14 protein-coding genes are annotated in these 18,180 nt (G+C 70.0%); 6 read left to right on the forward strand and 8 right to left on the reverse strand.

The window, feature by feature from the left end; genetic code table 11:
* Nucleotides 1–2 precede the first annotated feature (2 nt).
* Nucleotides 3–974 carry a DUF1702 family protein gene (locus ACFXI3_RS32200; protein ID WP_378404637.1) on the reverse strand — a complete coding sequence of 324 codons (972 nt, stop codon included), beginning with the start codon at nucleotides 972–974 and terminating at the stop codon, nucleotides 3–5.
* Nucleotide 975: 1 nt separating this feature from the next.
* Nucleotides 976–2,532: a GMC family oxidoreductase gene (locus ACFXI3_RS32205; RefSeq protein WP_378404639.1), complete on the reverse strand. Its 1,557-nt coding sequence runs from the start codon at nucleotides 2,530–2,532 to the stop codon at nucleotides 976–978.
* Between the two features lie 271 nt (nucleotides 2,533–2,803).
* On the opposite strand from ACFXI3_RS32205, the gene ACFXI3_RS32210 reads away from it, so the two are divergent.
* From ACFXI3_RS32210 to ACFXI3_RS32225, 4 genes are all read left to right on the forward strand, one after another.
* Nucleotides 2,804–3,421 (forward strand): carboxymuconolactone decarboxylase family protein, encoded by a 618-nt coding sequence (locus tag ACFXI3_RS32210; RefSeq protein WP_378404640.1) that lies wholly within the window; start codon nucleotides 2,804–2,806, stop codon nucleotides 3,419–3,421.
* Entirely contained in the window at nucleotides 3,414–4,271 is an 858-nt protein-coding gene (locus ACFXI3_RS32215) for an SDR family NAD(P)-dependent oxidoreductase (protein ID WP_378404641.1), read from the forward strand. Before ACFXI3_RS32210 ends, ACFXI3_RS32215 begins: the two co-directional genes overlap by 8 nt.
* A 17-nt stretch (nucleotides 4,272–4,288) precedes the next feature.
* Nucleotides 4,289–4,687: a hypothetical protein gene (locus ACFXI3_RS32220; protein ID WP_378404642.1), complete on the forward strand. Its 399-nt coding sequence runs from the start codon at nucleotides 4,289–4,291 to the stop codon at nucleotides 4,685–4,687.
* Nucleotides 4,688–5,183: 496 nt separating this feature from the next.
* A complete protein-coding gene (locus ACFXI3_RS32225; RefSeq protein WP_378404643.1) occupies nucleotides 5,184–5,894 on the forward strand; it encodes a helix-turn-helix transcriptional regulator in 711 nt (236 codons plus the stop codon).
* Between the two features lie 42 nt (nucleotides 5,895–5,936).
* On the opposite strand, the gene ACFXI3_RS32230 is transcribed toward ACFXI3_RS32225, so the two are convergent.
* The 5 genes from ACFXI3_RS32230 to ACFXI3_RS32250 all read right to left on the reverse strand — a co-directional run bounded on the left by ACFXI3_RS32230 (nucleotide 5,937) and on the right by ACFXI3_RS32250 (nucleotide 12,004).
* The gene (locus ACFXI3_RS32230; RefSeq protein ID WP_378404644.1) at nucleotides 5,937–7,694 is read right to left on the reverse strand and encodes an AMP-dependent synthetase/ligase; all 1,758 of its coding nucleotides are present in this window, start codon (nucleotides 7,692–7,694) and stop codon (nucleotides 5,937–5,939) included.
* Nucleotides 7,695–7,742: 48 nt separating this feature from the next.
* Nucleotides 7,743–8,216, reverse strand: a complete 474-nt coding sequence (locus ACFXI3_RS32235; RefSeq protein WP_378404646.1) for a PaaI family thioesterase — start codon at nucleotides 8,214–8,216, stop codon at nucleotides 7,743–7,745.
* Between the two features lie 9 nt (nucleotides 8,217–8,225).
* A complete protein-coding gene (locus ACFXI3_RS32240; RefSeq protein ID WP_378404647.1) occupies nucleotides 8,226–9,248 on the reverse strand; it encodes a methyltransferase in 1,023 nt (340 codons plus the stop codon).
* Between the two features lie 139 nt (nucleotides 9,249–9,387).
* Nucleotides 9,388–10,722 carry an MFS transporter gene (locus ACFXI3_RS32245; RefSeq protein ID WP_378404649.1) on the reverse strand — a complete coding sequence of 445 codons (1,335 nt, stop codon included), beginning with the start codon at nucleotides 10,720–10,722 and terminating at the stop codon, nucleotides 9,388–9,390.
* A gap of 16 nt (nucleotides 10,723–10,738) precedes the next feature.
* Nucleotides 10,739–12,004: a hydroxyacid-oxoacid transhydrogenase gene (locus ACFXI3_RS32250; protein ID WP_378404655.1), complete on the reverse strand. Its 1,266-nt coding sequence runs from the start codon at nucleotides 12,002–12,004 to the stop codon at nucleotides 10,739–10,741.
* Nucleotides 12,005–12,133: 129 nt separating this feature from the next.
* On the opposite strand from ACFXI3_RS32250, the gene ACFXI3_RS32255 reads away from it, so the two are divergent.
* Nucleotides 12,134–14,998, forward strand: a complete 2,865-nt coding sequence (locus ACFXI3_RS32255) for an FAD-binding and (Fe-S)-binding domain-containing protein (RefSeq protein WP_378404651.1) — start codon at nucleotides 12,134–12,136, stop codon at nucleotides 14,996–14,998.
* 64 nt (nucleotides 14,999–15,062) lie between these two features.
* Here the strand turns inward: ACFXI3_RS32255 and ACFXI3_RS32260 are convergent, their stop codons facing one another.
* Nucleotides 15,063–17,063 carry an acyl-CoA dehydrogenase family protein gene (locus ACFXI3_RS32260; protein ID WP_378404653.1) on the reverse strand — a complete coding sequence of 667 codons (2,001 nt, stop codon included), beginning with the start codon at nucleotides 17,061–17,063 and terminating at the stop codon, nucleotides 15,063–15,065.
* A gap of 150 nt (nucleotides 17,064–17,213) precedes the next feature.
* Here ACFXI3_RS32260 and kstR point away from each other — a divergent pair, with 150 nt between their 5' ends.
* A complete protein-coding gene (gene kstR / locus ACFXI3_RS32265; protein ID WP_037809922.1) occupies nucleotides 17,214–17,846 on the forward strand; it encodes a cholesterol catabolism transcriptional regulator KstR in 633 nt (210 codons plus the stop codon).
* Nucleotides 17,847–18,180 lie beyond the last annotated feature (334 nt).

Here is an 18,180-nt window from a genome sequence, read left to right on the forward strand (position 1 = left end):
GATCAATGCTCCTGTTCGTTCGCGAGGCCGCGCTGGATGCGCACGCGCCAGTGTTCGAATGCGGGAAGGTCTCCGTCGGGCGGCAAACCGGCGAGCGCTTCGTCGGTCACCGCGGCGGCGCGCTCCGCGGAGGTCCCGCAGATGGCCCGCGTCGCGGTTTCCGTGTCCGATGTGGACAGACCGGCGCGCAGCCGAGCCTTGGCCGCGAAGGCGGCGCCCTGGCTGAGCGCGAGCACGTCCTGTCCGGCCCGCAGGCGGAGCAGCTCCAGTTTGTCCGGCTCGCCGCCGCCCGCGTAGGTCGCGGCGAGGCCGGCTCCGGCCCAGAGGTCCGCCTGCCTGCCGGGCGGGAAACCCAGCACAGTGCGGGAAAGGCGTTCGACGTCAGCGGAACAGACGAACCACAGCGCTCTGCCGACGCCTTGGTCGAAGGCTCTGGCCGCGTAGGCGGCGGAACCGGGCCACTGCGCGGGCGCCCGCCACGGCTCCCGCCGGGTCACGTAGCGCTCGGTGTGAAAGAACGCTTCGTGGAAGCCGTATCCGTCGAGCGCGAGCCAGCGCAGCAGCGGGTGGGCGGGAAGCGTCGCCCGCCATCGCCATTTCGGGAGCCGGGCCAGTGCCCAGCCGTTGCCGACGATCGCCATGTACTCGTGCGCTTCGGCCGGGCCGGCGAGGAACGCGGCGACCCGGCCCCGTCCGGCAGGGGACACCGCGTCGAGGATCGTCAGCGCCATCGCGGCGCCCTCGTAGGCAAACCCTCGGAACGGCCGGTCCAGCCGTTCCAGCCGCCGTCCGGCGTCGGCGACGTTCTTCGCGGCCATCGCCTCTTCGAAGCCCATGACGAAATGGGCGGCGCTGTTTTCGAGCCGCCGCACGGCTTCCGGTTCGCCGAGGGGAAAGCCCCGCTTCGCGAAACTCACTTCGGAACGGGACGGAGAAAGCAGCCGGCTGCGGACGTCCCGCCAGGATCGGGCCATGTCAGGAACCCCGCAGCCATTCGGCGACCCGCTCGCCGATCATGATCGTCGTCGGGTTGGTGTTGCACCGGACGATCGAAGGCAGCACCGACGCGTCCGCCACGTACAGCCCCGGCACGCCGTGCACGGCGCACGTCTGGTCGACGACCGCGCCGTGTTCCGGGTCCGGCCCCATTTTCGCCGTGCCGACCGGGTGATAGGCGCTGTCCAGGCTCATCTGCACGTACAGCGCGACCATCTCGTCGTCGGCGATGTTCTCGGCGTCGAGCACGATCGAACGGTCCCCGAACTCCGCGACTTTGGACTCGGTGAGCAGCTGCCAGCTGCGCCGCACGCCCTCTGTCAGCACGCGCCGGTCCCAAGCGTGATCGAGGAAGTTCAGCTCGATTTCGGGGTGGGCGGCGGGATCGGCCGACGTCAGCCGCAGGCGTCCGCGCGACTGCGGCCGCTGGTGCACCACCATGACGCCCAGGATCGTCTGGGCGCTCGCGAGCATCCGCAGTTCGGGGAACAGCGTCAGGTCGAAGTGTCCGAGCTGGTAGTACTGCAGATCGTTGAACTCGGGACCGGCCCCGTCCACCGCCTCGCTGGTCGAGGTGGTGCGCAGGATGGTCTGGAGAAACGCGTCGGTTTCCTGCCAGGAACCCGGTTTGGCGCTCATGAAGGCGCCGGTGCGCGGGTGGTCGATGAGGTTCGCGCCGACACCGTCCAGTTCGGCCGCGAGCGGAACGCCGAGCTCGGCGAGATCGCGCCGCGGCCCGATTCCCGAACGCAGCAGGATCGCCGGGCTGTTCACCGCGCCCGCGCAGAGCACCACCCGGCGCGCACGCACCGTCGAGGTCCCGCCGGACGAGACCAGTTCGAGCCCGGCGGCGCGGCCGTTCTCGAGCACCACCTTGTCGACCAGCGAGCCGGAGACGACGGTGAGGTTCTCGCGGCCGCGCGCGGGATCGAGATAGCCCATCGCGGTGGAGAACCGGACGCCCGGCACCCGGCGGTTGGACGGGATCGGGCCGATGCCGGTGGCGCCGGGACGGTTGTGGTCGGCGACCTCCGGATACCCGGCGGCCACGCACGCGTCGACGAAAGCGAGCTGGGAGGCGGAAAGCTCGTCCGAGGGCCAGCGGCGGATCGGGATCGGGCCGCCCCGGCCGTGCCATTCGTCGGCGAAGTCGAGGTCGTCCTCCAATCGCCGGAAGTACGGCAGCACCTGCTCGTAGTCCCACAGCGGATTGCCGGCCGCGGCCCACTCGTCGTAGTCCGCGGGCACGCCCCGCAGCGCGACGACGGCACCGACCGCGGACGAGCCGCCGGTGACCCGGCCGCGGGGGAAGCGGATCTTCCGGCCGCCGTGGATGTCCGCACGGTAGCCCCAATCGTGCTCGCTCAACGACATCCGGCTGCCGTCGAGCAGATCGGCCGGGACCGTCCCCGGAGCCGCGTAGTCCGGCCCGGCCTCCACGAGCAGTACCCGGAGGGCGGGATCCTCGGACAGCCTGGACGCGATCACGGCGCCGGCCGAGCCGGCACCCGCCACCACGTAGTCGTAGTCGTTCACCACTGAATTCGTCTCCTCAACCCGCGCTCGCCCGAAGGGACGCGGTAGGGCACAGCGACGTGCCGCGGCGGTTGACAAGGGTTTCGACGCAGCGCTGAGGCTTCGGCGTCTCACCCATGCTGTGCCCGAGCGCCGCGACAAACTTCTCCGAAGTTGCTTCACCGGTTTCCGGCCCGGGGCACAGGGCGGCGGCGAAGTGAGCAACATGTGAGAACTTCGCGTGCCGCGTCTGTTCCAGGCTGGGTTGTCCAACCACGACAGGAGGCAACAGGTGTCAGTCGAACAGCGCCGGACCGGCGGAGTGCGGGTGCCCGTCGTCGAGGAGGCACAGGCCGAGGGCCGGACAGCGGAACTCTACGCCCGGCTCAAGGAGATGATGGGCGTTCCGTTCGTCCCCGATTTGTTCACGCTTCTCGGCACCAAGCCGGACTTGTTGCAGGCCACCGTTTTCGGGGTGGCGACCCTGGGCGCCGAGGGCGCGCTGTCCCGCAGGCTCAAGGAGCTGATCGCGGCCTGGACCGCTCGGCTCAACCAGTGCGAGTACTGCGTGGGCACGCACAACTACTTCCTGCGGCGGTTCGGCGGAAGCGCCGACCTGGCCGAGGCGGTCGCTGCTTCGTCCAGCGTGGACGACCTGCCGGTCGACGAGCGGGAACGGGCGCTGCTCGCGCTCGTGAGCAAGGTGACCACGGCGGCGACGCGCATCGGCGACGCCGACTGGGAGGGCGCCCGCGCGGCGGGCTGGAGCGAGGAGGAGCTGCTGGAGGCGGTGTTCACCGCCGCACTGTTCAATTTCGTCGTGCGCCTGGTCGACTCGTTCGGGCTGAGCACGGCGATGACCAGGAGCAAGGTGTCCGGGCTTCCGGCCTCCGCGCCCGGCAATGGCTGAGCCGCGCCCCGGCGCGGTCCTGATCACCGGCTGCTCGAGCGGGATGGGCCGCGCCGCGGCACTGCGCCTGCACCGCGGCGGCTGGCCGGTCTACGCGACCGCGCGCAAGGTCGAGACACTGGCCGAGCTCGCCGGACTCGGCATCCAGACCAGGGAACTCGACCTCGTCGACGAACAGTCGATGACCGCGGTGGTCGCGGAGATCACCGCCCGCCACGGCGCGGTAGGCGTGTTGGTGAACAACGCCGGATACGGCCTGGCGGGAACCGTCGAGGAGACCCCGATGGAAGCCGTCCGTGCCCAGTTCGAAGCCAACTTGATCGGCCCGGCGCTGCTGAGCAAGCTGGTCCTGCCCGGGATGCGCGCGCAGGGGCGGGGGCGGATCGTGAACGTCTCCTCGTTCTTCGGCCGGTTCGGCACCGCCGGGCGCGGCTACTACCAGGCCGCCAAGCACGGACTGGAGGCGCTGAGCGACGCGCTGCGGCACGAAGCCGCCAGCCACGGCGTCCAGGTGGTGGTGGTGCAGCCGGGCCCGGCGTTCACCGCCTTCGTCGACTCGTCGAGGGACACCCTCGGCCTCCAGCGCGCCGCCGGGCATTACGCCGAGTTCTGGAAGCGCTTCGACGAATGGCACGAGGTCTACCGCCATCCCGAAAACCCGCGGGGCCGCGCCCGGTTCGCGGTCACCCCGGAGGAGGTCGCCAAGACGATCGAGCACGTGCTGACCGTTCGCCGCCCGGCGCCGCGCTACCAGGTGGGCCTGCTTCCCCGGCTCCTCCTGCTGCTGCACCGGACGCTGCCCGGCCGCGCGTTCGACACGTTCACCAGAGCCGTGTTTCCCACCCCGTGACGAAAGGGCTGACCCTCATGTACGGACTCCACACGACCGGCCGGGTGGCGATGACCGGAGACAGCGTCTGGGTCGCGGTCGTCTATGCCGGGGGCAAGGGCCGGATCCAGCCGGTTTCCGGCAAGGCGGCCGGTTTCCGCTGGCTTTCCGGACGGATCACCGAAGCCGCTTGGCAGGAATGGGCGGCGGGCCGGCCCGGCGTTCCCGCGATGAAGCCGTCGAATGACGAGGAAGTTCTCGTCACCCGATACGGCGAGCCGTACCAGACGCCGGAAAAGGTCTTTCTCGACGAGTTCTTTTTCGGCGACAACAATGAGGGCGCACGCGTCATGCACATGCTCGTCCTCGACGAAATCGGCATTGATCTCTTCGAGCAGCTCGAACTGCGGATGCAGGAGGGTGCGGCACACACCTGACGGACGCGACGGTACTGAAATCAAACTGTCTTTTCCGCAGTAGTCCATTTGCCTCTCCGCGTATTCGCGGATGGCGCAAGACGATTGGCGCGAACCGGCCGGGTTTGCCGCGCAAGCGGTGAACCCGGCTCTTCGCGCTTGGCGGCCGATCGCCGGAAATGTTGTCCGGATAACGGAGTTATCCGTGTGTGGCCGCCTTGCCGGGCCTTTCGCGATTAACACCCAAGCGCGCACCGTGACTGCCGTTGCGCCAAGCGGCTGATTTCGGAGCTGCCCTCGTAAACTGCTGCTAGACTCGGCACTGCGAGTGTGCATTCTTCGTGACGCGGGCCGCGCGAAACCGCGGTGTACCGCTTCGGCGGATCTGGGGTTTCATCGTTATCAGGGGGTGCGGATCGCGGCCGGGTTTTTCCGGCTATGCGACCTCTTGTTTGTGGTGGCAGAAAAAGGGGGATCTGCAATGATGGTCGATTGCATCGAGAGGTCGATCGTACTGATGAAACAGCGGCCGGGCGACGAAATCTCCATCAACGACCTGGCCCGGGCGGCGAGTCTGAGCAAATTCCACTTCTGCCGGCTGTTCCGGCGGGTCACCGGGATCACCCCGGGGCGGTTCCTTTCGGCGATCCGGCTGGAGGAGGCGAAGCGGCTGCTGCTCGCCACGGATGCCAGCGTCACCGAGATCTCCTTCGCCGTCGGGTACAACAGCCTCGGCACCTTCACGTCGCGGTTTACGCGCAGCGTGGGCCTCACGCCGACGGCGTTCCGCCGCCAGGCGAGTTCCGGCGGCTCCGTGCCGGGCGCGCCGGACCACGAGGCAGCGGGCGGGCGCGGCTCGATCGGAGGGACGATCGCCAGCGAGGAAGAGTTCACCGGGCTGATCATCGTCGCGCTGTTCGAGGGGCCGATCCCGGAGGGCAGGCCGCGGCACTGCACGCGGCTGCCCGCCCCCGGTCCGTGGCGGATCGACAACATCCCGCCGGGGGACTGGCACGTCGTCGCCTGCGGGCTGCCGAACGCCGGCGCCGGCCCCGCCGGGCCGGACTCCGGCCGGATGCTGGTCGCGAGACCCTCGCCGAGAGTCACCATCGGCGAGGGTCGTCCGGCCGCGCAGCTCGACCTGTCGCTGCGCCGGCTGCGGATGACCGATCCGCCGGTGCTCGTGGCCCTCCCGACGGCGATTCCGGCGCAGCGCACGGTCGGCTGAGCCCGGACGGTGCGGCTGGGCCCGCCCGGGCACCGGCGGGCCCTAGCCGCGGTAAAGCGCTTCGATGTCCGCGGCGAAATCGCGCACGACGGCCGCTCGCCGGACCTTCAGCGAAGCAGTCAGGTGGCCGTGTTCCTCGTCGAGTTCGCGGTCGAGCACGGCGAACTTCTTGATCGACTCGGCCGCGGACACCTGTTCGTTCGCCGCCGCGACGGCGAGCTCGATCTCCGCCAGCAGCGCCGGATCGCGGTTGGGTTCGGGGCCGGCGCCCCGGAACCGGAGCTCGTCGGCGTCCAGCGCGATCAGGCAGGCGACGAACGGCCTGCCGTCGCCGACCAGCACGCAATGGCTCACCAGCGGATGCGCGCGGACGAGGTCCTCCAGCGGCTCCGGCACGACGTTCTTGCCCGAGGCGGTCACTATGACCTCCTTCTTGCGCCCGACGACGCTCAGGTAGCCGTCGTCGTCGATGGCGCCGAGGTCTCCGGTGCTGAGCCAGCCGTCCGGGTCCAAGACCTCCTTGGTGGCTCTTTCGTCCTGCCAGTAGCCGGAAAACACGGTGGGGCCGCTGACCAGGATCTCGCCGTCCTCGGCGAGCCTGATCGCGTTGCCGGGGACCGGGCGGCCGACGGTGCCCGGGCTGACCTTGCCGGGCACGTTGGCCGTCACCGGTGCGGTGGTCTCGGTCAGGCCGTATCCCTCGAGCACCGTGATGCCGATGCCGCGGTAGAAGTGGGCGAGCCGCTCGCCGAGCGCGGCGCCGCCGGACACCGCGTACTCGGCGCCGCCGACCGCTTCGCGAAGGCGGCCGTAGACGATCTTGTCCATCATGGCGTGCTTCATCCGCAGCGTGGTCTTCGGCCCTTCGCCGGATTGCGCGCGGCTGTACTCGATGGCGATCTCGATCGCTTGCCGGAAGGGGCCGCCCTTGCCTTCCTCGGTCGCGGTGCGGACCGCGGTGTCGAAGATCTTCTGCAGCACCCTCGGCACCGCCGGCAGGAATGTCGGCCGGAACACGGGCAGTTCGGTCATGATGGAGGAGGGGTCCGGCAGATGCCCGAGAACCAGCCCCGATTCGACGGCGGCGATCTGGACGAACCGGGCGAAGCTGTGCGCCAGCGGGAGGAAGAGCACTGTCGACCCGCCGGGTTCGGCGAAGATCGCCGGAATGTCGGCGATGGTGTTGCGGGCCATCGCGAGCAGGTTCCGGTGGCTGAGCGCGCAGCCCTTCATCACCCCGGTCGTGCCGGAGGTGTAGACGATGGTGGCCAGGTCCGCGGCGTTGCGTTCCGCGCGCCGGGCGGCGACTGCGGCCAGGCTCGCCGCGCCGGCACGGCCGGAGAGACCGGCGAGCCCTGCGTCGTCGATGACCGTGGCGCGCTCGGCGGGCAGCCCTGCGGCGAGGACGAGCGCCCGGTGCTCCGCAGTCTCCACCAGCGCGGCCACCGCGCCAGAATCGCGCAGGACGTGCGCGATCTGCGTGGCCGACGCCGTCGGGTAGATCGGCACGGTCACCGCGCCCGCGTACCAGATCGCGTAGTCGAGCAGCGTCCACTCGTACCGGGTCCGCGACAGCAGCGCGACCCGGTCCCCGGCCGCCACCCCGGACTCGATCAGCCCGGCGGCCAGTGCGCGGACCTCGTCGTGGAAGGACGCGGCGGTGACGTCGGTCCAGCCTTCGGCCGTTCGGCGACGCAGGACGACCTGTCCGGGGCTCCGGCCGGCCCGCTCGGCCGGGGCGTCCGCGGTGGTCGCCGTGTCCGGAATGGGCACCAGTTCAGGGGTACGGTATTCGCGCACGGTTCGGTCCTCGTCTTCTGGTCGGTCGGTTCGGGACGGACGTGGTCCTCAGCGGAGCTCTGCCGCGTCGTCCGGCGGCGTGACGACGAAAGTGCTCGTGGCGTGAACGTGCAGCCTGCCGCCGGCATCGGCCAGCGACGCCTGCGCGAGCGCGGTCCGGCGGCCGATCCGCAGGACGCTCGCCGCGCATGTCATCGGTCCGCTGCGGACGGTCACCTCGCGGACGAAACTGACGTTGAGGTTCTGGGTCGTGTGCCGCGCGCCCGGCGGGAGCACGCTCAGCACGGCACAGCCGCAGGCGGCGTCGCAGACCGCCGAGCACACCCCTCCGAGCACGATGCCGATCGGGTTCAGGTGGGCCGCGGCCGGGACGAATCCGAGTTCCGCCCGGCCCGGTTCGGCCAGCCGGAGTTCGAACCCGAGGGTCGCCGCTGCCGGCGGCTGCGCGGCCTCGCCCGCCGCGACCGCGCGCAAGTAGGCCAGTCCGTCGGCGGGCGGGCCGGCGGACAGTCGGTCCGGCATCTGCGCGGCTCAGCAGGGACGGCCGGCGATGACGTGGAAACCGGTGCGACCCAACGGTTTCCCGATCTCCTCGAGAGCGAATCCGGAAGCCGCGAGGACCTTGTGGAACTCGTCGGCGGTGCGCTCGCGTCCGCCCATGATCACCGGTCCGGCGAGCTGGTGGCGCACCAGCGCCGGGTCGGGACCGGCGGGGGCCTCGACGGGCAGGACCCGTTCGACCAGCAGCACCCGGCCGGTGTCAGGCAGCGACCGGCGGCAGGTCGACAAGAGCCGGACCGCGGCGTCGTCGTCCCAGTCGTGCACGACGCTTTTGAGCAGGTGGGCGTCCGCTCGCGGCACGCCGGCGAAGAAGTCGCCGGCGACCGTCTCGCACCGGTCGCTGACTCCGGCTCCGGCCAGTACGTCCGGCGCCGCCGCCACGCCCAGTTCGGTGTCGAACAGGATGCCCCGCAGGTCCGGCGTCGCGGCCAGCACCGCTGCGAGCAGCGTGCCGTTCCCGCCGCCGATGTCGGCTACCGTGCCGAAAGCGGAGAAGTCGAATTCCTCCGCCAGCACCTCGGCCACCTGTGCCGCGTCCTCGGCCATCGCGCGGTGGAACACGGCCGCCACGTCGGGATGCGCGGCGCAGTAGTCGAACGCGCCCATGCCGTGCACGCGGTCGAACGCGGTTTCCCCGGTGCGGACGGTGGTTTCCAGATCGGCCCAGGCGTTCCATACCGGAGGGGAGAGATAGGTAAGGACGAAGTTCCGCGCCGAGTTCGGCACCCCGTCCCGCAGCGCGTGTCCCATCGGGGCCAGCGCGAAAAGCTCCGGCCCGCGCTGCTCCAGCACCTCCGCGGCGGCCAGCGCGCGCAGGAGCCTGCCGAGGAGAGCGGGGTCGGCGGCGCATTCGGATGCCAGCTGCCCGGTCTCCGCGGGGCCGTCTGCCAGCCGGTCGGCCAGTTTCATCCTGGCCGCCACGTACAAGGCCTGTGATGCCATGTGCCCCAGCGCAACGTTCATGATTCCCGCCATCGCGGCCTTGTGTGCCATGGGCATCACGGTCGCAGCGCGGGCCGGGCGGCCACTACTTCGACATTGCTGTTCCGCCGGGGCGCTCAGGCGAGGCGGGTTGGCCCGTGAGTGGTATTGGCCGGCGCTAACCGGCAATACCACTCACGAGGCCTGCCGCTCAGGTGAAGCGCGGAACCTCCTTCACCGGTGCGGGAGCCTTGACGTCGTCGTCGAACAGATCGCTCTGGCGGATCGCCAGCGTGCAGGCGACGCTGATCACGGTCGTCGCGGCGAGGTAGATCAGGATGCCGGTCGTCCCGGTCTTCCCGGCGAGGTAAGCGAGGATCAACGGAGTGAGCCCCGAAGCCACGACGCCGGAAAGCTGGTACACGACCGAAATCCCCGTGCACCGCCGAGAAATCGGGAACAGTTCGGCGTAAAACGCGGCCTGCGGGCCGTACATCACCGGGTAGCTGATGCCCAGCACGGCAATCAACGAGAGCGTGATCAGCACGGGATTGCCGCTGTGCAGCGCCGCGAGCGCCGGGATCGCCAGCACCAGCGTCGTCACGGCTCCGGTGGTGAAGGTCCGCCGCCGGCCGAAGCGGTCGGACACCCTGCCGAACACCGGGATGAACACCACCATCACCGCGGCCGCGATCATCACGCCGACCAGCAGCGGCTGCCGGTCCAGTTTCAGCGTTCCGCTGCCGTAGGAGATCACGAAGACCGCCCACGCGTTGAACGCCACGCCCTCGGTGAAACGGCTGCCCATGCCCAGCAGCAAATGCCGCCGGGAGAGCCGGTCGCGGACCAGTTCGACGGCCGGGACGGTGGCGGTGCCCTCCTCGGCCGCCATGGTGCGGAAGGCCGGGGTTTCCATGACCTTGACCCGGATCAGCAGGCCGGCCAGCACCAGCACCGCGGAGAGCAGGAAGCCGATTCGCCAGCCCCACGAGAGGAAGGCCGCGTCGCTGGTGATGGCGTTGAGCAGGGCCAGCACGCCGGTGCCCAGCGTGAGCCCGATGGCCAGGCCGATCTGCGGGAAGCTGCCGTAGAGACCGCGTTTCCCGCGCGGGGCGTATTCGGTGGCCATCAGCACCGCACCGCCCCATTCGCCGCCGACGGCCACGCCCTGGGCCAGGCGGAGGACGACGAGGATGATCGGCGCGGCCGGTCCGATCATCTGATAGTCGGGCAGCAGGCCGATGAGACAGGTCGCGGTGCCCATGATGAGCATGGTCGCGACGAGGATTTTCTTGCGCCCGATCCGGTCGCCGAGATGGCCGAAAATGAAGCCGCCGACCGGGCGGGCGAGGAAGCCGAGCGCGAAGGTCGCGAAGGCCAGCACGGTGCCGACCAGGGGATCGGAGCCGGGGAAATACAGTTTGTTGAACACGAGTCCCGCGGCGGTGCCGTACAGGAAGAAGTCGTACCACTCGACGGTCGTGCCGAACACGCTGGACGCGACCACCAGGCGGACGTCGGTGCTCTTCTCCGGAGTTGTCGCCATTGATAACTCCCGGTGGTCAGAGCGAACGGCGGAAGATGTCTTCGAGCGCGGCCCGGGTGACCGGACGGGGCACGACAGCCAGCTGGCGGGTCTGCTTGAGCGTGCCGTCGACGAGGGTGTCGATGTCCTCGTCTCCGTAACCGAACGCGTGCAGTCCCTTCGGCATCTGGATGTCGGCCATCAGCTCGGTGAGCACGTGCGGGAGGGCGTCCGCACCGTCTGTAGTGGTGAACGTCTGCCCGCCGGACAGCAGATGCGCGGCGTGCAGATGCCGTTCCGGCGACGCGGGGTAGGTCCAGCGGAACACCTCGGCGGCGGTCGCGGACACCGCTTGGCCGTGCGGGACCATCGGCATTTCCGGGTAACCCGCGGCGCGGTACTGCTTCACTGCCCCGGCGATCGGGTAGGCGTTCGCGTGCGGCAGGTGCGTGCCCGCGTTGCCGAAACCGGTTCCGGCGTAGGTGGACGCCAGTGCCATCTGGGTGCGCGCGGTCAGGTCGCGTCCATTGAGGACAGCGGCGCGCAAATGCTTGCCCACCAATGTCAACGCCATCTCGCACCAGACGTCGCTGATCGGGTTGGAGCCGCAGAAAGCCGGTCGCTTCATCGGGTCTTCCGGCGCGGGCTTCGCGTCGAACGCGACGCTGGTGTAGCTCTCCAACGCGTGCGACAGGACGTCCATGCCGCTGGCCGCGGTCACCTCCGACGGCAGGCTGATCGTGGTGCGCGGGTCGACGACCGCCAGCGACGGGCGCAGCGACGGATGGCTCACTCCGGCCTTGAGGTGCAGGCCGAGCAGGTCGACGACGCAGATCGTGGTCGATTCGGAACCGGTGCCCGCCGTGGTCGGGACAGCGATCAGCGGCTTCAGCGGCAGCCACGGGGCCTTGCCCGCGCCGATGGGCGGCGTCACGAAGTCGAGCAGCTCGCCGGGGTGCGTGGTCAGCAGGTTGACGGCCTTGGCGGTGTCGATCGCCGAGCCGCCGCCGATCGCGACGAAGCAGTCCCATTCCTGCTGGCGGGCGTAGGCGACAGCCTCGTCGATGCTGGCGTCGGTCGGTTCGACGCCGACGCCGTCGAAGATCTCGCTCTTCACCCCGGCCGCGCGGATCGAGTCGAGCGCCCGGTCCGGGATGCCGGTGCCGCGGACACCGGGGTCGGTGAGGATCAGGCACGACTTGGCCTGCCGGGCGGCCACCTCCGCGCCCAGCTCGTCGAGCGCGCCGGCACCGAACTTCAGCGGGGGCGCTGCCCAGGTGAACACGCTTTCGTTGCGGGGCATGTCGGTCAAGGAGACCACTCCTCACGTCGATGTTGACAACATGTGGAAGCTATATCCACTATGTGGCGAGCCTTCACGGTAGCCCGAGGACCGCGGCGCTGTGAACCCCCGATTTCCCAGGAGACGCCCATGCCGGCCCGAGCCCGTACGCATTCGGCACTGCAGGAAGCCCTCGCGCGGGCGGTGTCCGGCGAGGTCGCCGGCGACCCGGCCACGCTCGCCACCCACTCCACCGACGCGTCGAACTACCGGCACATCCCGCTGCTCGTCGTGCGCCCGCGCAGTGCGGAAGACGTGGTCGCGGCGCTGAAGGTGTGCGCGGAGCACGGCGCGCCGGTCCTCCCGCGCGGCGCGGCGACCAGCATCGGCGGGCAGGCCGCGAACCGCGCGGTGATCCTGGACTTCACCCGGCATCTCAACCGCGTGCTGGACATCGACCCCGCCGCCCGCACCGCGCGCGTCGAACCCGGTCTGGTGCTGGACCGGCTGCACGAACGGGCCGCCGGGCACGGGCTCACCTTCGGCCCGGACCCGTCGACGCACAGCCGCTGCACGATCGGCGGCATGATCGGCAGCAACGCCTGCGGTTCGCATTCGGTGGCGTGGGGCAAGACGGTCGACAACGTCCGCGCGCTGGAAATCGCCCTCCTCGACGGAACCCGCCTCGAGGTCGGCCCCACCTCTCCGGCCGAGCTGGCGGAATTCTGCGCCCGCGAGGATTCGGTCGGCGCGCTGTACCGCGGCCTGCGAGACCTGCGCGACGAATACTTGGCCGACATCCGGCTCGGCTACCCGAAACTGCCCCGGCGGGTCTCCGGATACAACCTCGAATACCTGTTGCCGGAGAACGGTTTCGACGTCGCCAAGGCTCTCGTCGGTTCCGAGGGAACCTGCGCGACCATGCTGAGCGCGGTCGTCGACCTGGCCCCGATCCCGGCCACGCGCGCCCTCGCCGTGCTGGGTTTCGAGAACAGCATCGCCGCCGCCGACGCGGTCCCTGCGCTGCTCGACCTTCCGGTGCTCACCATGGAAGGCATCGAAGCCGGTCTCGTCGCCGCATTGGACGCCCGGAAACCCGGCGACCGCAGCACCCTGCCGGACGGAACCGCGTGGCTATACCTGGAAACCGGCGGCGACGACGCGGCGGAGGCGGTGGCTGTCGCCCATCAGGTCGCCGCTCGCGCTCCGCAGGTCGGAGCCACTGCTTTGGTCGTGGAAGATCCTGCCGCGCAACGGAAACTCTGGCGCATCCGGGAGGAAGGCGCAGGTCTCGCGACCCGGCTGGCCGACGGATCCGAGGCCTGGTCGGGCTGGGAAGACTCCGCGGTCCCGCCGGACCGGCTCGGCGCGTACCTGCGCGAATTCGACCTGCTGCTGGACAAGCACGGCCGGAAAGGCGTGGTCTACGGCCACTTCGGCGACGGTTGTCTCCACGTGCGGATCGATTTCCCGATGGCCGCGCCGGAAGCGAAGGAGGCCTACCGGTCGTTTATGGTCGAGGCCGCGGAACTCGTCGTGTCCCACGGCGGCTCGCTGTCCGGCGAGCACGGCGACGGCCAGGCCCGAGCCGAACTCCTGCCGCTGATGTTCTCGCCGCGGCTCATGCAGGCCTTCGCTGACTTCAAAGCAGCCTTCGACCCCGCGAACGGCATGAACCCAGGCCGGGTCGTCGACCCCGCGCCGCTGGACGCCGACCTGCGGACGGTCATCGCCCCGCCGGTCCTGCCGACCCGAGCCCGCCTCGCCCTGCACGCCGACGGCGGCGACCTGGCCGCGGCGTCGCGCCGATGCGTGGGCGTGGGCAAATGCGTATCCGAGTCGGGCGGGATGATGTGCCCGAGCTACCGCGCGACCGGCAAGGAGGAGCACTCGACCCGCGGCCGGGCCCGCCTGCTGTTCGAAATGCTCGCCGGAGACGTCATCGAGGACGGCTGGCGTTCCTCCGAGGTCCGCGACGCGCTCGATCTCTGCCTGGGCTGCAAGGCGTGCAAGTCCGATTGCCCCGTCGGCGTCGACATGGCTTCTTACCGGACCGAATTCCTCAGCCGCCACTACGAACGCCGGATTCGCCCGATGTCGCACTACACGATGGGCGCGCTGCCGCGCTGGCTCCGGCTAGGCGCTCCCTTCGCGCGCGCCATCAACGCCGTGTCGCGAGGCCCGCTCCGGCCGGCCCTGAACCGGCTGGGCGGAATCGCCGCCGAACGCGAACTGCCGCAGCTCGCCTCGCCGACTTTCGCTTCGTGGTTCCGCCGCCGGGAACGGGTGACGTCGTCGTCGAAGGTCGTCCTGTGGCCGGACACCTTCACGAACTTCTTCGACCCGCAAGTCGGCCGGGACGCGGTCGCGGTGCTGGAAGCGCTGGGGCACGAGGTGGTCATCCCGGAGCGGACCGTCTGCTGTGGACTGACTTGGCACAGCACCGGCCAGCTGAACACAGCGCGCCGAGTCCTACGGCGGTCGCTGGACGCGCTCGACCCGTGGCTTCAGGAGGGGATTCCGGTGATCGGCCTGGAGCCCAGCTGCACGGCGACCCTGCGGGAGGACGGTGCCGAGCTGCTGCCGGAGGACTCGCGGACTCCCTTGCTGAAGCGGAGTGTGCGGACGTTCGCCGAGCATCTGGGGGAGAAGGAGCTGCCTGCTTTGGAGAAATCCTCGGCACCGGTGCTTACTCAGGTTCATTGTCACCAGCACGCGGATCTCGGCTATGACGCCGACTCCGCACTGCTCGGCCGGTTGTCTGAGCAGACGCAAGTGCTGCGGGAGGGGTGCTGCGGTCTGGCGGGGAACTTCGGGTTTCAGCGTGGGCACTACGACGTTTCGGTCGCTGTCGCGGAGCATCAGCTGATGCCCGCGCTGCGAGCGGCGTCGGAGGACACGGTGGTGCACGCGGACGGGTTCAGCTGCCGGACGCAGATTCGGCAGTTGTCTGACCGCGAGCCCGCACATCTCGCCTCACTGACCGCGCGCGCCTTGGGCCTCCGCAGCGAGTGAGGCGTGGTCCGTGAAGGGCTCCTTGAGGGAATCAGATTCCCTCAAGGAGCCCTTCACGGACTTCTCAGCGGGGGAGGCCGAGCACGCGTTCGGCGGCGGCGGACAGCAGGACTTGCGTGGTGCCGCCCGCGATGGACAGGCAGCGGGTGAGCAGGAACTCTTGTGCTGCTTGGGTTTCCGCGACCAGCTCCGGAGCGAGATCGAGGGCGAACTCGGCGGTTTCCTGTCGGTGCCGTACCCCGAGCAGCTTCGCCACCGACGATTCCGCACCCGGTCCGAGGCCGTCGAGCCGTCGTAGTGTCGCTCGTAGGTCGAGCACCGAGCACGCGCTGCCTTGGCCGATCAACGCGCCGAGCCGGTCGCGATCCACGTCCGCAGGGGCCGATTCCAGCAGTGCTTCCACGTTCTCGCCCACCGCGGAGCCGCGGCCGAGCGCGACGCGTTCGTTCGCCAGCGTCGTGCGCGCCAGTTTCCAGCCAGCGCCGGGTTCGCCGACGACGTCCGTGTCCGGAACGAAGACGTCGTCCAGGAAGACTTCGTTGAACACGCTCCGCCCGGTGATCTCGCGCAGCGGCCGCGTCGTGATCCCCTCGGCGCGCATGTCGACCAGGAAGTACGTGATTCCCTTGTGTTTCGGCACTTCCGGGTCGGTGCGCGCAAGGCAGATCGCCCAATCGGCCTCGTGCGCGAGCGACGTCCACACCTTCTGCCCGGTCAGCAGCCAGCCGCCGTCGGTCCGGCGCGCCACCGTGCGCAGTGATGCGAGATCCGAGCCGGCGCCAGGTTCGGAGAACAGCTGACACCACGTCACCTCGCCGCGCAGTGTCGGCTTGGCGAAGCGTTCGCGCTGGTCGTCGGTGCCGTGCGCGAGAATCGTCGGCACTGCCCAGCCGCCGATCACCATGTCCGGCCGACGGACATCAGCCGCCGTCAGCGCGGCGTCGATCCGCAGTTGCGTCGCCGCGTCCGCGCCCATGCCGTACGGCTGGGGCCAGTGCGGGGCCAGCAAACCCGAGTCCGCGAGCGCGGTACGCCGGTTTTCCTCTGGCAGGGCAGCGATTTCGGTGACCAGCCGGGTCACCTCGGCGTCCTCGCCGACGTTCACCCCGAGCGTCCGCCGCTTCCCGGCCAATGCCAGGTCCGCGGCCCGCTTCCGCCACCGCTGCGAACCGCCGAGCCACTGTCGCAAGGCCAACGCGCGCCGCAGGTACAGGTGCGCCTCGTGCTCCCAAGTGAACCCGATTCCGCCGAGTACCTGGATGCAGTCCTTCGCGTTCTCGACGGCAGCGTCCAAGGCCACCGCCGCGGCGCTCGCGACGGCCAGCGGATCGCCGACCGACGAAGCCGCGTCCCAAGCCAGCGCTTCGGCTGCTTCGGTGCGGCACAACATCTCCGCGCAGAGGTGTTTCACTGCCTGGAAAGCGCCGATCACCTGTCCGAACTGTTCCCGGACCTTGGCGTACTCGACGGCCGTGGTCAGGCACCAGCGCGCGACGCCCGCCGCCTCCGCGACCGCGAGTGTTGCCGCGAGATCGCGGACCTCCGGCAGGTCGAGGACCTCGCCCGGCAGGTCGGGCTTGACGCGGCCCAGCGACCGGGAGAAGTCGAAGGGAGCCAACGGTTCCACCGCTGCCCCCGGCGGGACCAGGACGTACTGCTCGCCCCGACGCGCGAGCAACCACGACCCAGCGTCCGCGCCGGGCACGGTCGCCGATTCGTCCAGTTGCACCGCGACCCGCGCGGTCCCGTCGGCGATCTCGGCGGCGAGTTCCTTGGAATGCTCGGCAAGCAGGAGCCCGGCCAGCGCGGTGCTCAGCAGCGGCCCCGGCACCAGCGCTTCCGCCGCGGCGGCGAGCCCAGCCGCGAGATCCGCGACAGTCCCGTCCGCCCCGTTCACCGACGCGGGCAGCGCGATGCCGGTGAGGCCGAGTGCGGCGAACCCGTCGGGCAGGCCGGCTCCAGTGGTTTCGGCCGCGCGCACGGCGGCGACCGGATCGTGTGCCGCGGCCCAGGCCTGCACGGCGGCAGCGAGCGCGGTTTGTTCCTCGGTGAGCGCGACCGGCATCGGTCTCCTCCTCGCGGGGTACAGAGCTACTGGCGAGTGTAGAACGTGTTACAGTTTTTCCGCCAGGCGGTCGAGAGTTGAACCTTTCTCCAGGGCAGGTACGCTTAGCCGGAAACTGGAACGAGTTCCGCAAAGACAGAGGGGATTGCGATGCCGGGGAAGGCGAAGACGCCGGCGGCGAAAACGCGGGCGAACGGCCTCGGCGCGATGGGCGAGGAACTGGGCTCCGCGGCCCAGCGGGACCGCCGCCGCCGCATCATCGACGCGACGCTCTCGCTGGCCTCCAAGGGCGGCTACGACGCGGTGCAGATGCGCGCGGTCGCCGAGAAGGCCGACGTCGCGCTGGGCACGCTGTACCGGTATTTCCCGTCGAAGATTCACCTGCTCGTGTCGGGTCTGGCGCAGCAGTTCGAGGCCGCGCACGAGAAAATCCAGCGCAGCGCGATCCCCGGCGAAACCCCCGCCGAGCGGCTGATGTTCGTCCTGGGCCGCAACACCCGCCTGATGCAGCGCGATCCGCACCTCACCGAGGCGATGGTGCGCGCGTTCATGTTCGCCGACACGTCCGCGGCCGCCGAGGTCGAACTGGTCGGCCGCTTGATGGAGGACATGTTCGCGAGCGCGATGGGCATCGACGACCCGACCGAAGCGGACCGCGACATCTTCCACGTGGTAGCCGACGTCTGGATGGCGAACCTGGTCGCGTGGGTGACCCGCCGCGCCTCCGCCGCGGACGTCGCGAGCCGCCTGGAACTCTCCGTCCACCTGCTCCTGGACAAGTAGCCGTACGTGAGGGGAACCCTGAGGGACTCTGAGTCCCTCAGGGTTCCCCTCACGAACTTCAGAGCAGCGCGCCCCCCTCGCGCCCGCATTCCCTCAAGGGGCCCCTCACGGAACCAGATTCCCTCAAGGAGCCCTTCACGGACCGCCTCCGCCTGCCGCCGGGACACGCGCTCGCCAACCGCCGGGACGGGCCCAGTCCAGCCGCAGCCGCTGCACCCAACAATCGAGGCACCCAGCCCCTCCCCCGCACCCCGATACGAAGCTCTCCTGCGGTCTGGGGTTGGGGGTGTAAGTCATATATTCGCCCGTGAAAACCCCCCCCCCACCCACACCC

It is taken from the genome of Amycolatopsis sp. NPDC059235 (assembly GCF_042754125.1).
In the GTDB taxonomy this organism is placed as follows: Bacteria; Actinomycetota; Actinomycetes; order Mycobacteriales; family Pseudonocardiaceae; genus Amycolatopsis; species Amycolatopsis albidoflava.